This window comes from Idiomarina sp. PL1-037 (assembly GCF_034422975.1).
Taxonomy (GTDB): domain Bacteria; phylum Pseudomonadota; class Gammaproteobacteria; order Enterobacterales; family Alteromonadaceae; genus Idiomarina.
Window position 1 is genome coordinate 769,397 of record NZ_CP139873.1, and the last position, 14,503, is coordinate 783,899.

The window sequence follows — 14,503 nt, forward strand, 5'->3', positions numbered from 1 at the left end:
TTATGGCGTTATGGGGCGGACGTTTTGCGGCAGGACCCGATGCCGCGTTTCAGCAGTTTAATGACTCGTTACCCTTTGACTATGTGCTGGCAGAGCAGGATATTACCGGCTCTAAAGCCTGGGCCAACGCGCTGCAAAAAGTTGGAGTACTGAGTACTGGTGAATGTGAGCAATTACAACAGGCACTGGATGAACTGTTAGGTGAAGTGCGTTCTGATCCTGCGGCGGTTGCTGTCGGCGGTGATGAAGACATTCATTCTTTTGTTGAGGCGGCGCTGATAGGCAAGGTGGGCGACTTAGCCAAAAAACTGCATACCGGACGTAGCCGTAACGATCAGGTCGCGACCGACTTGCGGTTATGGTGCCGTCAGCAGTCAGAGGTTTTGCAACAGGCGTTGAAGCAAACCCAGCAGGCATTGTTGGGGCTGGCTGAGCGTGAGCAGGGTACGGTTATACCCGGCTATACCCACTTGCAACGAGCGCAGCCGGTATTGCTGGCGCATTGGTGTTTAGCTTATGTAGAAATGCTGCAGCGCGACAGCGAGCGTTTAGAGGATGCGGTAACGCGCCTGAATAAAAGTCCGCTTGGCTGTGGGGCTTTGGCGGGAACGGCGTATCCGGTTGACCGTGAAGCCATTGCCAGCGAGCTGGGTTTTAGCCAGGCGACTCGCAACAGTTTAGATTCGGTTTCCGATCGTGATTTTGTGGTGGAGTTATTAAGCACCGCATCACTGTCGATGCTGCATTTGTCGCGCTTAACGGAAGATCTCATCTTTTATAATTCCGGCGAGGCGGGCTTTATTGAGCTGGCGGATAATGTGACTTCGGGCTCTTCGCTCATGCCGCAGAAGAAAAACCCTGATGCACTGGAACTGGTGCGTGGCAAGAGCGGCCGCGTGGTGGGCTCGTTGACTGGGTTGATGATGACCTTAAAGTCTCTGCCGCTAGCTTATAATAAAGACATGCAGGAAGACAAAGAAGGTTTATTTGACGCCTTTACCACCTGGCAGGCTTCGCTGGCGATGGTCACATCCAGTCTGCAGGGGCTAATCGTGAACCATGAGGTTTGCCGCAAAGCTGCGCAGGGCGGTTACGCTAACGCCACCGAGCTGGCCGATTATCTGGTCGCTAAAGGCGTACCTTTTAGGCTGGCACATCATAACGTCGGAGAGCTGGTTCAGCAGGCCATTCAGGCTCAAAAACCGCTGGAAGACATGCCGCTGGAGGCGTTTCAGGCAATCGTTCCGGTTATTGAGCAGGATGTTTATGAGTGGCTGACGCTGGATGCTTTACTGGAAAAACGCTGTGCACTGGGTGGTACGTCACCGCAGCGCGTAAACGAAGCATTAAAAAGCGCTCAACAACAGCAGAAAATTCGTATTCGGGACGCCAACCTGGGTGATATTGGCGAGATTCTGGAGTTGGTTCAGCACTGGGCCGGAGCCGGAGAGAACTTACCGCGCGCCAAGGACGACATTGTACACTCGATTAACGAGTTTGCCGTTACTGAAGTGGACGGTAGAGTTATGGGTTGTGCATCGCTTTATATCTATACCACTGGCCTTGCTGAAATTCGTTCGCTGGGCGTTCACCCGCATACGGAAGTTCGCGGGCAGGGCCGCATGCTGGTGTCTTATTTATTAAAAAAAGCGCGGTTACTGCAACTCAATCGGGTCATTGTGCTGACTCGGGTGCCGGACTTTTTTGAGCAGCAAGGTTTTAGTCATTGTTCTAAAGACAGTTTGCCGGAAAAGGTGATGAAGGACTGTGAATTGTGCCCAAGGCTGGCCAACTGCGATGAGCTGGCCATGGACTTTCACCTTCAACCACCGGACGAGAGGCTGATATTTAGTACAGCGTTGTGATCCAGCGCTCTTCGTTAATAAAAGACCAGCTCCAGTCGTCCCATTTATCGCTAAGGCCCTTGGTTTTTGCTTCATCAAGGGTCATTCCCTGCTGCTTCATAGTATCAACTTCCGCTTTTGTTTCTTTTAACATAGTCAGAAAGCCACGATAGTTTTCTTTACTGGCTAAAGGACCATGACCGGGAATGATCACCGTTTCGTCATTAATGCGACTTAATAATTCTTCAACGTTGTCAATGTAGCCGTCAACGTCACCACCGCTCTTCAGGTCAATAAAAGGAAAGCGTTCATTAAAGAATAAGTCACCCGGGTGCAGCACATTAGCGTCTTCAAACCAAACGGCGCTGTCACCATCGGTATGGCCTGCAGGCAAATAAAACACACGGATAGTGTCATTGTTTAAGTGGAAGGTAAGGGTTGAATCAAAGGTAATGGCTGGAAGGCCTGCTGCGTTGAAGTCGCTATCCTGACCCAAGCGTTCTCGCACATGGTCATGAGCATAAATAGTTGAGTTCTGATTATTGGCAAACCACATATTTGAGCCGACATGGTCACCGTGAAAGTGAGTATTCAAAATGTAACGAACCTCTTCGCCGCTAAGCTCTTTAATTTTGGCGGCAATTTTTTCTGCTACCTGAGTGTATTGATCATCAACCAGAAATACGCCGTCATCGCCTGATGACATCAGCATGTTTCCGCCAGCGCCTGTCAGCATATAAATATTATCGGCGACTTCGTTGTGTTCTATGGTTACATCTTGGAAACGGTCAGCCACAGCGGGTAAAGCAAAAGCTGCCAGTAATCCGCTGATTAAAAGTTTACGCATGGGGTCTTCCTTATTTGTGTTTTCGTTATTGATATAGGTTACTTATTAAACAAGCGCAAAGATCAAAAGAGAAAATATAGGTTACCGAATAGTGAATATTTTATGACACTTTTGTGTTGTCACAATCTTGTCATGCAAGCATCTTAGTCTTCTCCCGACTTAAATCATAACTGGACAACATCCAAGTCGGGAGAACCCAATGAAATTTAATACCTTATTCAAAGTCTCTGCTGTAGCTACCGCTTTATTCTTAGCTGGTTGCGGTGGTGATATTAATGTTACGCCAACGGTTAACAATGGTGGCGGTTCAAATGGTGGAAGTGACGGCGGCGCTGATGGTGGCGGTGACTCAGGCAGCGGCGCAGAGTGTGCCAGCTATGGCAACGTTCAAGGCTCATATGACGGTCAGGATTGCAGTTACGACACGGATTTTGCAAGCGCAACTATCGAAATTGCTGAAGACATTACTTTTGAAGAGCTGCCAGACGGCGGAGTGCACGTATTTGAGGGTGCCCTGCAAATTGGTGAAGATTGCGATACCACGACAGACTGTGAAATTAATCAAAATGGCCCGGTTATGACTGTTGAACCTGGTGCAACGCTTGCTTTTACTTCTGGTGAAGCCATTGTTCAGGTTGCCCGCGGTGCGCAGTTGAATGCGATTGGTACTTTTGAAAAGCCAATCACTTTTACCTCTGCTAACGCGTTTGACCGTTTGAACGTGACAGGTGACGAACCACGTTTCGCCGACTGGGGTGGTATTATTATCAACGGTAACGGAAAAACGAACCAATGTACTAACGCACAGCGCGAAGGCGGCACTTGTAACATTGAGTCAGAAGGTATTGTTAGTTACTTCGGTGGTAACGACAACGCTGATAACAGCGGTTCAATGAAATACGTTAACATTTGGTACGCAGGTTCAGGTCCTCGCGAGGGTGGTGACGGCGATGACCTTAACTCGTTAACTCTAAACGCGGTTGGTTCAGGTTCATCTTATGAATTTCTTCATATTCACCAGGGCTACGATGATGGTGTTGAATTCTTTGGTGGCGCGGCCAACATCAAACACATCGTTTTCACTGATAACCAGGACGACTCAGTAGACATGGATGCTGGCTGGCAGGGTAAGGCTCAATTCCTGTTTATTAAACACGGTACTGTAACGGTTGATGGAAATACTGTTGGTATGGGTAACGGCGGTTTTGAGGCCGACGGTGAGAAGAATAACGGCTCAGATTATGATGATGTTCCGGCTTCAGCCCCGACTATTGCTAACGTGACGATTATTACTACCGACAGAAAGTCTGAGCGTGACAATGCTCCGTCAATTGCCACTAAATTTGACGATAACTTCCAGGGTAAAATGTATAACGTGCTGAAAATTAAAGAAAATGGCACTGCCGATGATGGTTGTGTCTTCTTTACAACAGACGGTGAAGCTGGTGTTGATAATGGCGAACTGGACTTTTATAACTCGGTCATGGCGTGTACCAACAACTTTGTTAACACCGGTGACAATACCTTTGGCGATGGTGAAACTTACAGCCAATGGTATGACAACGGTGGTGTAAACGAGGTTCTTGATGGTTCGGCGACTGTTCTGAATGATGATGGTATTTCTACTGATATGAGTTCATCTATCACTATCGAAGCGAATGACTTAACGTCATTAAACGATGACTTCTTTACTCCGGTTGATTTTATCGGCGCACTGTCTGACGACGATACAAGTTCTGAGTGGTACCAGTGGGTTGAAACTGCTGTAGCTGCTGCTGACGCAGACTAATTTGAGTTGGAATGCGAATGAATAGGCGCAACAGTGTTGCGCCTATTTTCCGATTTTATTGCAGGAGTTGGTTATGAAAAATCAATACAAACTCAAACCTGTTGCCTTGGCGGTTGGATTAGGGTTATTTGCCGTTGCTCCGGGAGCTTTGGCTCAGCAAGCCGACGAAGCTGAAATTGAGCGCGAATCGACGATTGAAGAAGTTGTAACCACCGGCAGTCGTTTGCAAGGTAGCGCAGCTGCTGTTGTTGAAGAGCGTAAGAATCAGGCTTTTGTGGCTGATATTTTGGGGGCCGAGCAGTTATCCCGTTCTGGCGACAGCGATGCGGCCTCGGCCTTGCGTCGTGTAACCGGTTTAACACTGGTTGATGGTAAATTTATTTATGTTCGTGGCCTTGGTGAGCGTTATTCAAGCGCCCGCATCAATGGTGCCAGCATACCCAGCCCGGATTTAACCCGTAATGTGGTTCCGCTGGACATTATTCCTTCAACCATTATTGAGAGTATGGCGGTACAAAAGGTGTTTTCGCCTTCAATGCCTGCGGCTTTTGGTGGTGGTAATATTGATATCCGTACGCGCTCTTTACCTGATGATTTTGTCTTTAGTGTTGAAGCGGGCATTGGCATGAATAGCAATGCGGATGAGGGTTATACCTATAACCGCGACGACAGCGGTATCCCCGCAGGCATTCAGGAAGCCATTGGTCGTTATCAAGGCGACTTTAGCTTGCGTAACATTATTAATACCGATGGTCTGACAGGCTCTGGAAACAGTGCGGGGAATCAGGCTCGTGCAATTAATGCCTCGCTGGCTAAGCAATTACCACGTGATATGGTGCTGAAGAAAGAATCGTTAGATCCGAACATGGATTTAAAAGCGACTTTAGGTAACAGCTTTGACGAGTCATTTTTTGGTGGAACCATAGGCGTATTAGCTGCTGCCTCTTATGACAACAACTGGGACTATTCTGAACGCCAGAATGCGGTTATCAGTAACAACGCCACAGCCGATTGTTCAACGTCTCTGGAAACGGTAGAGGACATCTCTAAGTCTTGTTACAACACCTTTTCAGAAACCTCAGTAACGACAGAAACAGAGCGGCTGAATGGCTTTTTCACTGCAGGCTATGAACTGGATACGCACAGTGTCAGTTATACCAAAATTTATCTTGAAGATTCAGAAGACGAATCGGAATTTGGTATCAAGCAAAGTCCGAACGGCAGTAACCTGAAAACGATTGTCGGAACGGGTCTTGCGAACCGTGAACATGAGTTTAAGTATGAAGAGCGTGTACTGGATGTGGATCAGTTCCGCGGACAACATACCTTCATGGATTACTGGGGAATTGGTTTTGACTGGCAATATACGGAGTCAAAAGCTGAAACGGATATCCCTACGGAAGTTTCTTACCGCTTTGATGATCGATATGACGCCGATGGTAACTTTGCAGAAACTCGCGTAACCGGTGACGATAACCGTGCTGTTTTCCAGTTTGTCGATATGGAAGATAACGTCAAGTCCTACGGCGGTAACTTCTCATTGCCAGTTATGTTGTCAGGCATAGAGCTTGAGTTAAAAGCCGGCTATGACTTTGTTGATAAAGCACGCTACTACAATACCAGTAGCTTCAGTCTTGATAACGGATCCGGTTCGGGTTTTTCTGTTCTTGATGATTTAGACGGCGAACTGGGGTTAACGGGTTACTTGACGGACGATGTTATCGACGAAAATAACTTTCGCCTTACCTTCCGCGAACCTAGCGCACCCAATGCGGATGACTATCTGGCCGCTCAGAAAATTGATGCCTATTATGGTGAATTCGACGCGATATTCGATAATACCTGGCGTGTAAGTGGTGGTGTCCGTTATGAAGACTTTAAACAAGTTTCTCTGGCAACATCGAGCTTAATATTTAGTGAGCAAGACTTAAATAACTACTTTAATCCTGAACGCGTAGTTAATAGCACAATTGCCGAAGACGACCTCTACACAGCCTTATCTCTGACCTACATAGCCAGCGATAATTACCAGCTGCGTTTTGGTTTCGGCGAAACCGTAGTTCGTCCGGATTTGCGTGAAACGGTACCGGTGGCTTACTACGATCCGGTAACGGATATTCGCACCTTCGGAACCGCAGGCTTAGAAAGCAGTGATTTGCGTAACTACGACGCGCGTTTCGAGTATTATGCAGACAATGGTGACAACTACACTGTTGCAGCGTTCTACAAGGACATAGAGAACCCAATTGAGTCAATACTTCAGGTAGGCGATGAAGATTACACCTTAAGTTACGTTAATGGTGAGTCAGCTGAGGTTTATGGTGTTGAGTTTGAGTGGTTGCACGATTTAGGCTACCTGGCGAATGGTTTTTTCACCTCTGGTAACTTAACCTGGAGTGATTCCGAAGCGTCGATTGATCCGGCACTGGCGGGTAACTTAACCAACCGGACTAAACGTATGACAGGTCACTCTGAATACGTTGCCAACTTCCAGTTGAACTACGACTCAGCTAACGGTGAACATGCTACTTCGCTGGTGTATAACGTGTTTGGTGAGCGTATCATAGCGGCTGGTATCGGTGGACGTGAGGATGCATTTGAGCAACCGTTCCACTCTCTGGACTTGGTTTACAACTATTATCCGAGCTTTAATTCTAAAATCGGCTTCAAGGTGAAAAACATTCTTGGAGAAGATCAGGAAGTGACTCAGTCGGATATTCTGGTTCGTAGCAAAGAAGTGGGAACCGAAATTAGCTTAAGTTACAGCTACGAGTTCTGATTGCGGGGGGGAGCCTGACATTTATGTCAGATCCAATATCTCACCTGATGTGAACGTCAGGCTACATAGACGTAGCCTGGCGTTTTTTATTCTTGATCCAATATCTCACCTGATGTGAACATCAGGCTACGTCATCTTTATCTCTAACGGCTTCAACGTATCTAAATGCACGTCGCGTTGAGGGAAGGCGATAACAATATCGTTCTCGGCGAAAAGCTTATCCAGTTTAAAACGAATATCAGACTGTACCCGGCGAATATCCATAGGGGCTTCTACTTCAGTCCAGAACAGCAAATTAAACGTCAGGCTGTTGTCACCAAAGTCATCAAAGAAAACCTCAAAGGGTAAGCGCTGAACAATTTTTTCGTGTGTGCTGGCAGCTTCCATCATCAGTTCACGGACTCTGCCTATCGGTGATCCATAAGCAACGCCAACGGTCACTGTGCTGCGTATTTCAGTGGAGACCAGTGTCCAGTTTACTACCCGTTGCTCCAGGAAGTAGCTGTTCGGTACCAGCACATGCACGCCGTCGAAGCGTTTGATGCGCACACAACGGTTGCCAATTTCTTCAATACGACCTCGTTCGTTTTCCAGCTCGACAATGTCACCGATACGAATAGGCCGCTCGGCAATTAATATCATGCCGGAAATCAGGTTGTTTAACAGGTTTTGGGCGCCAAAACCGACACCGATGGCTAATGCACCGCCTAAGACCGCGAATACAGTAATAGGAATACCGGCAACCGGTAAGGCAATAAGAACAATAAGCACGTAAGCCAAAAACGAAAACAATTTACGAAAGGCATAAATGGTATTCTGAGAGGCATGCCCCGACTTTAAGGCACGCTTAACTAAGCTGGAGCCTATCCAGCGTATAACAATAACGCCAACAATAATCAGCGTAATAGCAATAATTACCTGGCTGAGGTATATCTGAGCGTCGCCAGTTTTCCACAACTCAATATTCCATATTCTGTCTAAACCCGAAGAGATGTCTGTCCAGGACATTTGCATAATCTATTTACCTATTATAGTGAATCTTTCTTTGTAATTTACGCGAAAAACACGTACATTGCGCGCTCAATTTTTACCCTACAGTCCTGGATGTTGAATACGTGATTTCTGCTGCAAATATCACCATGCAATTTGGTGCGAAGCCTCTTTTTGAAAATATTTCTGTTAAATTCGGCAATGGCAACCGTTATGGCCTGATAGGCGCTAATGGCTGCGGCAAGTCGACCTTTATGCGCATATTAAGTGGTGAGCAGGAGCCTTCGTCCGGCAATGTGTCGCTGGAACCGAATACCCGCATCGGTAAGTTGCGTCAGGATCAATTTGCATACGAAGACTACAGTGTCGTTGATGCCGTTATTATGGGGCACGAAGAGCTGTGGGCGGTAAAAGAAGAACGTGACCGCATTTACAGTAGTAGTGAAATGAGTGAAGAAGACGGCATGCGTGTAGCCGATTTGGAAACGGAATTTGCTGAAATGGACGGGTATACGGCGGAGTCTCGTGCGGGCGAATTGTTGCTGGGTCTGGGCATACCGGTAGAGCAGCATTTTGGACTGATGTCTGCGTTGGCACCAGGTGTCAAAATTCGAGTGTTATTGGCGCAGGTGCTGTTTTCTGAGCCGGACATTATGTTGCTGGACGAACCGACCAACAACCTCGACATTAATACCATTCGCTGGCTGGAAGGCGTGTTGGCGGAAAAGCAAAGCACCATGATCATTATCTCGCACGACCGTCACTTTTTAAACTCGGTGTGTACGCACATGGCCGATATTGACTACGGCGAGCTGCGCGTGTACCCGGGTAACTACGACGAATACATGTTTGCCGCGACGCAGGCGCGTGAGCAGCTGATGAGTGATAACGCTAAGAAGAAAAAGGAAATTGCCGAGCTGCAGAGCTTCGTCAGCCGTTTCTCGGCGAATGCGTCAAAAGCCAAGCAGGCGACCTCGCGTCAGAAACAAATGGAGAAAATTCAGCTGGATGAGGTGAAAGCCTCCAGCCGCGTTAATCCGTACATTCGCTTTACCCAGGAAAAGAAGCTTTACCGGTTGGCGCTTGAAACCGAAAATGTGCGTAAGAGCTTTGAAGACGAAGCGGTATTGAAAGGCTTGAGCACTTCGATAGAAGTGGGCGAGAAAGTCGCTATTATCGGTGCCAACGGTATTGGTAAAACGACCTTATTGAAATGTTTAATGGGCGAATACACGCCAGACTCAGGTAGCATTAAGTGGTCTGAAAATGCCAATATTGGCTACTATGCTCAGGATCACGCCCACTGGTTTAAGCAGGATATGACGGTTTACGAATGGATGTACCAGTGGAAACAACCGGGCGATGACGAACAGGCCATTCGTGGCGTTCTGGGTCGTATGTTGTTCTCTTCAGACGATATTCAAAAGCCGGTATCGATTTTGTCTGGTGGTGAAAAAGGCCGGATGATTTTCGGTAAACTGATTTTGCAGCGCCCGAATATTCTGGTGATGGACGAACCGACCAACCACCTGGATATGGAGTCAATAGAGTCGCTGAACCTGGCGCTAGAGCAATTTGAAGGCACCTTGCTGTTTGTCAGCCATGATCGCGAGTTCGTGTCGACTCTAGCTACGCGTATTATCGAAATTACCGACAAAGGCTTACGCGATTTTGCCGGCAGTTACGATGAGTATCTTGCGCAGTTGGCTGCCGCTTAACGCTGCACCATTTTTTGGGCGCTCTTGACCAGTTCGTCGGGGTCGCCCATCCGCTCAGGCTTTGTCACACCGCGTTGGCAGGCCGGGCGTTCGCTAATGGTATTCATCCAGCGCTTTAAGTTTTCTAAGCCATCCAGACTCACACCGGACCAGTCGTGGGTTCGCACCCAGCACCAGTTGGCAATATCCGCTAACGAGAAGTTGTCACCTGCTAAGTATTCAGACTCGCCTAACCGTGTATTCAGCACTTCAAATAACCGGCGGCTTTCATTCTGATAGCGCTCAATGGCTGAGGGCAGCTTCTCCGGGAAATACCGATAGAAGACATTAGCTTGTCCCATCATAGGACCAATGCCACCCATCTGAAACATCAGCCACTGGATCATACGTGAACGTTCTTTCGGGTCTTTAGGGTTAAGCTTGTCGTAGGTTTCCGCCAGATACAGCATAATGGCGCCGGACTCAAACACCGCGAAATCATCGTTGTTTTTATCGACAATGACCGGAATACGACCGTTAGGGTTCATTTTCAGAAACTCTGGGCGTTTTTGCTCATTTTCCTGCAACTGCACATGGTGCAGTTTATAGTCCAGCCCCATTTCTTCTAATGTGACCGTGGCTTTATAACCGTTGGGGGTTGCTGATGTGTAGAGTTCAATCATGTGTCTCCCTTAAACCTTTGATGAGTCGCGCTGTTTCATACGCTCGTACCAGGCTTTTAGATTAGGCCAGCGATTATCGACTCGCGACTGAATTAACCTATCCGGACTTTAGCGAGATTGAAAGGTGCCCTTCAAGCTATTAGCAAAGGCTACGAACTTCTCTTTTATGGTGCGTTTTACTTTTACTTCAACCGAGCCAAGCAACTGGAAGCCTTCAATTCGTATATGCGGAGCTTGCTTCAGGTTGCCCATTGAGGGCGCTTTATTTTCGGTGGAGCCAAGAACACTAAAGACATTGGTGCTAATGGTAATTTCTTCGGGGACAAAAACTTCAAGACTTGAGAGCCCGCCAATAATTTTGATAGTGACGTCCGGGTGTTGAAAAACGGCATCAGTAAAGTCCAGCTCTACAGAGCCTAGCAGAGAATAGATGGTGATTTCACGCGGCACTGTCCACACGCCACAGCGCTCATTAGAAGATAGTATGGATATCACCTTTTCCGTTGGTTGAACGCGTCCTTCGCCATAATGTGGCGAGAATTTCTGCTCTTTCATGCTGTCGTAAGAGGTATCTGGCTTCAGCTCCAGGTCTTCTACCAATTCGGCAAGCTGGCTATGCTCAGTCGCGTCCATGGCTTGGTCAAGCCGACGTTCAAAAGCTTCTTCCGATAGCTCACCGTGGCCATAGTTCATTACCAGCTGATCGATAGTCTCTTCGCGGACCTTTTCCAGCGGACGGTCTTCAAATTTAACACTCATAATGTTTCCTTGTTGTTCTTATCTTCTTATTATGGACAACAAAGCAATTCTTAGGCCAGAAATAAATAACAATAAAATCAAGGGGGTTAATATTTTTGTTTTTATTCGATTTTGTGTGTCTGACCAAAAATTAGGAAAAGTTACCAATTGTCAGGAGTCTGGTTGATCTTCTCTCAGTTATTAACTTAACTAAAACCTAGAAAAATCAGGTTACTTCAAACGGATACGGCTATGAGTAAACTAACTTTCGTTGTTGATGCCCATACCCACCTTTTTAACGCTCGTTATGTGCCTTTGCAGGGGATTCTTGAGAGTTGGGGAATTTGGAAAATACCGGCAAAGCTGATTAGCAAACTGGCCTATTCCCTAACCGCTAGTTCTACGCTAAAAGAGCGGCTGGAATCGTTTTCAGTGGCATCGAAAAAAGTCGCCACAAAAAAAATCTGCAACGAGTTTGCCCACCTGGTTTGTATTGAAATAGAGCATTACTTGGTGGAAGAGTTAGCGGAAGATGGGGCCAGTAAGCTGGAGTTAGCCGAAGCCTACCAGGAAAAATTCATTAACAGTGAGCTGTACTCGGTTTTGAGAGAGATACATCAGTATTACGGTGACAGCGAATCGGCCCGGGAACTGGAGTTAGATTACATAAAAACGAAACTGACGTTCAAAGCAGAAACTCGCGTTCAGGATAAAATATCGGGCTGGTTCTCGGGTATTCACAAAATGATAGAGCGAATGCTGCGCAAGTCACTGGAGTTTCTGGAAGACGCTGCGGACAAAATAGATTTTGTATTGAATATGCTGCGCAGTGAGGTCGGGATACTTAAGCGGTTAAAAGGCTATTACGACAACTTTGCGGAACGTTATGTGCTTTTTCATTACATGATGGATATGGCTTACCCGTTTGACGACAATCCCAAATACGAGTTTTATGATCAGCAACTAGAGCGTATGACGGCGTTGGAAAATTATTCGGACGGAATCGTTCTTGGCTTCTCCGCTTTTGACCCTTTACGTTTTGTTTCTCAATCAGCGTCTGATCGCGTGCTTCGTGATGCCATAGAAACCTCATTGGAGCACGGAAAAGCGGGGTTTAAGTTTTATCCTCCCATGGGTTACAAGCCCGCAGGCAACGAACCTAACGTGGAACGAGTTGTCGATTACTTTCTGGATTTTTGTGTGGAGTATTCCATTCCGGTTTTCACTCACTGCACTCCGGAAGGCTTTCAAGCCTATAAAGGCTCGGGCCTGAATTCAGACCCGGATTATTGGGAACAGGCACTGACAAAGAATAAACAGAGAGAAACTATGAGATTATGCTTTGGCCATGCCGGTGGTGGAAAGCGGAAAATGAACGGACGCTGGGTTAAAGGGTGGCTGTCGGATACGGAAGATGAATGGAATGATCCGAATAACTACGCTCGTAAAGTTGTGGAGCTGTGTCGGCGTTACGAGCATGTCTATTGTGATTTGTCCTACCTGCACGAAATTGTCGGCAGCAAAAAAGCGCAGGCAAGCCTGGGCAAACGACTTGAGATAGAGCTAACGCGAGAAGCCACTGGCGACAAGCCTTTTAAGCTGGCCAACAAATTAATGTACGGCAGCGACTGGCATATGGTGTCTATGGTTAATGACATTGAAAGGTACTTCGGGCAGATAAAGGCTATTTTTGAAACGGAAAAAATTCAGCCCTTTGCCGATAGATTCTACTTTCAAAATGCGCTGAAGTACGTTGACTTAGACGCTTATATTAAACGTGCAGAAAACGTCTTTAGTCAGGATTACATTGCACGGCTGAAAGAAATTCAGGAGTATTTGCTGTAGCCTGATGCTATTGCATAAGGTGAGATGTTTAATTAACAAGAGGAGTGTTTATGACCCATGGCGTGGGAATTGCGCGGGCTGAGGAAGCTCTCAGCGCGTTGGAGGATATGACCGAAGGTGTTCAGCCTATTGCACTGGAAGAATACCAACAGCGTGTGACTAAGGCGCAGAAACTGATGCGGGAACAAGGCATCAGCGCTATGTATTTAAACGCAGGTACTAACCTGGAGTATTTCACGGGCTTAAAGTGGTACCCCAGTGAGCGCCTGGTTGGAGCTATTCTCCCGGTTGAGGGCAATGTAACCTTGATAGCACCGGCGTTTGAAGTCGGCTCGTTAACTCAGGCAATGGTACTGCCCATGGATACGCTTTTGTGGGACGAGCATGAATCACCTTATGAAAGGTTGCTGGACTTTTTAACTGAGCAGTTTTCTGAAGGCTATAAACTGGCGTTGGATGAGTCCACTCCATACAGCGTTGTGGCAAAGCTGGAAGAGCGCAAGCCGGCGGAAACAATGTGTGATGCAAAAGTCATTACCGCGGGCTGCCGTATGCATAAGTCGCCCGCAGAACTGGCGTTAATTCAGGCGGCAATGGATATGACTATGGCCGTGCACAGAGCCACCGGTGCCATGCTGCATGAAGGTATCACAGCATCGGAAGTCAGAGCGTTTATTGACGAAGCACACCGCAAGGTGGGAGCGCCCGGATCGTTTTTCTGCATTGTGTTATTTGGTAAGGGCACCAGCTACCCGCACGGTGTTAATTACGAGCAGAAATTAGAAAAAGACGACTGGGTGCTTATAGATACCGGTTGCAAGCTGCACGGGTATCACTCCGATATCACCCGTACTTATCCCTTTGGTAATGCGACTGAAGAGCAACGGACGTTCTGGCAGTACGAACGAGACTTACAGCAGGCTGCTTTTGATGCGGCTCATATAGATAAAACCTGCGAATCCGTTGATGACGCAGTTCGTGTAAAATTGAGTGATCTAGGCTTAAAAGCCGACTATCAATTACCCGGCGTACCGCACAGAACAGGCCATGGTATAGGCATGGATTTGCATGAATGGCCGTATTTAGTTGGCGGAGACAAGACCCGATTAGCACCGGGAATGTGTTTCAGCAATGAGCCTATGGTGATTAATCCGGAAAAGTTCGGCGTGCGCCTGGAAGACCATTTTTATATGAGCGAAGAAGGGGCTTTTTGGTTTACCGAACCATCGCGTTCAGTGGATGACCCGTTTAATCTTCTTTGACTTAATGAGCATGGCACCTGACCCTAAGG

10 protein-coding genes are annotated in these 14,503 nt (G+C 47.3%); 6 read left to right on the forward strand and 4 right to left on the reverse strand.

Features of this window, described 5'->3' with window-relative positions; translation table 11 throughout:
• Positions 1 to 2: 2 nt before the first annotated feature.
• A complete protein-coding gene (gene argH / locus U0358_RS03455; protein WP_322407085.1) occupies positions 3 to 1,865 on the forward strand; it encodes an argininosuccinate lyase in 1,863 nt (620 codons plus the stop codon).
• Here argH and U0358_RS03460 read toward each other — a convergent pair.
• Entirely contained in the window at positions 1,849 to 2,691 is an 843-nt protein-coding gene (locus tag U0358_RS03460) for an MBL fold metallo-hydrolase (protein ID WP_322407086.1), read from the reverse strand. The two genes, argH and U0358_RS03460, sit on opposite strands and share 17 nt — an antisense overlap.
• 199 nt (positions 2,692 to 2,890) lie before the next feature.
• On the opposite strand from U0358_RS03460, the gene U0358_RS03465 reads away from it, so the two are divergent.
• Both U0358_RS03465 and U0358_RS03470 read left to right on the forward strand, forming a co-directional pair.
• Positions 2,891 to 4,480: a beta-helix domain-containing protein gene (locus U0358_RS03465; RefSeq protein ID WP_322407087.1), complete on the forward strand. Its 1,590-nt coding sequence runs from the start codon at positions 2,891 to 2,893 to the stop codon at positions 4,478 to 4,480.
• A gap of 73 nt (positions 4,481 to 4,553) precedes the next feature.
• A complete protein-coding gene (locus tag U0358_RS03470) occupies positions 4,554 to 7,259 on the forward strand; it encodes a TonB-dependent receptor plug domain-containing protein (RefSeq protein WP_322407088.1) in 2,706 nt (901 codons plus the stop codon).
• A 126-nt stretch (positions 7,260 to 7,385) separates the two neighbouring features.
• Here U0358_RS03470 and U0358_RS03475 read toward each other — a convergent pair whose 3' ends face one another.
• Positions 7,386 to 8,273 carry a mechanosensitive ion channel family protein gene (locus U0358_RS03475; protein ID WP_322407089.1) on the reverse strand — a complete coding sequence of 296 codons (888 nt, stop codon included), beginning with the start codon at positions 8,271 to 8,273 and terminating at the stop codon, positions 7,386 to 7,388.
• 101 nt (positions 8,274 to 8,374) lie between these two features.
• On the opposite strand from U0358_RS03475, the gene U0358_RS03480 reads away from it, so the two are divergent.
• A complete protein-coding gene (locus U0358_RS03480; RefSeq protein WP_317498281.1) occupies positions 8,375 to 9,967 on the forward strand; it encodes an ABC-F family ATPase in 1,593 nt (530 codons plus the stop codon).
• Here U0358_RS03480 and U0358_RS03485 read toward each other — a convergent pair.
• Positions 9,964 to 10,629 (reverse strand): glutathione S-transferase family protein, encoded by a 666-nt coding sequence (locus tag U0358_RS03485; protein WP_114981946.1) that lies wholly within the window; start codon positions 10,627 to 10,629, stop codon positions 9,964 to 9,966. The genes U0358_RS03480 and U0358_RS03485 overlap by 4 nt on opposite strands.
• Positions 10,630 to 10,737: 108 nt before the next feature.
• On the reverse strand, positions 10,738 to 11,388 hold the full coding sequence (locus U0358_RS03490; RefSeq protein ID WP_322407090.1) for a DUF1707 SHOCT-like domain-containing protein: 651 nt from the start codon (positions 11,386 to 11,388) through the stop codon (positions 10,738 to 10,740).
• 231 nt (positions 11,389 to 11,619) lie between these two features.
• Here U0358_RS03490 and U0358_RS03495 point away from each other — a divergent pair, with 231 nt between their 5' ends.
• A complete protein-coding gene (locus U0358_RS03495; RefSeq protein ID WP_322407091.1) occupies positions 11,620 to 13,212 on the forward strand; it encodes an amidohydrolase family protein in 1,593 nt (530 codons plus the stop codon).
• Positions 13,213 to 13,262: 50 nt separating this feature from the next.
• Positions 13,263 to 14,474, forward strand: a complete 1,212-nt coding sequence (locus U0358_RS03500) for a M24 family metallopeptidase (RefSeq protein WP_322407092.1) — start codon at positions 13,263 to 13,265, stop codon at positions 14,472 to 14,474.
• Positions 14,475 to 14,503 lie beyond the last annotated feature (29 nt).

Bases quoted from the DNA above. Each gene is read 5' to 3' on its own strand.
- argH (WP_322407085.1), top strand. From the start codon at position 3: ATGGCGTTATGGGGCGGACGTTTTGCGGCAGGACCCGATGCCGCGTTT.
- U0358_RS03460 (WP_322407086.1), bottom strand. From the start codon at position 2,691: ATGCGTAAACTTTTAATCAGCGGATTACTGGCAGCTTTTGCTTTACCC.
- U0358_RS03465 (WP_322407087.1), top strand. From the start codon at position 2,891: ATGAAATTTAATACCTTATTCAAAGTCTCTGCTGTAGCTACCGCTTTA.
- U0358_RS03470 (WP_322407088.1), top strand. From the start codon at position 4,554: ATGAAAAATCAATACAAACTCAAACCTGTTGCCTTGGCGGTTGGATTA.
- U0358_RS03475 (WP_322407089.1), bottom strand. From the start codon at position 8,273: ATGCAAATGTCCTGGACAGACATCTCTTCGGGTTTAGACAGAATATGG.
- U0358_RS03485 (WP_114981946.1), bottom strand. From the start codon at position 10,629: ATGATTGAACTCTACACATCAGCAACCCCCAACGGTTATAAAGCCACG.
- U0358_RS03490 (WP_322407090.1), bottom strand. From the start codon at position 11,388: ATGAGTGTTAAATTTGAAGACCGTCCGCTGGAAAAGGTCCGCGAAGAG.
- U0358_RS03495 (WP_322407091.1), top strand. From the start codon at position 11,620: ATGAGTAAACTAACTTTCGTTGTTGATGCCCATACCCACCTTTTTAAC.
- U0358_RS03500 (WP_322407092.1), top strand. From the start codon at position 13,263: ATGACCCATGGCGTGGGAATTGCGCGGGCTGAGGAAGCTCTCAGCGCG.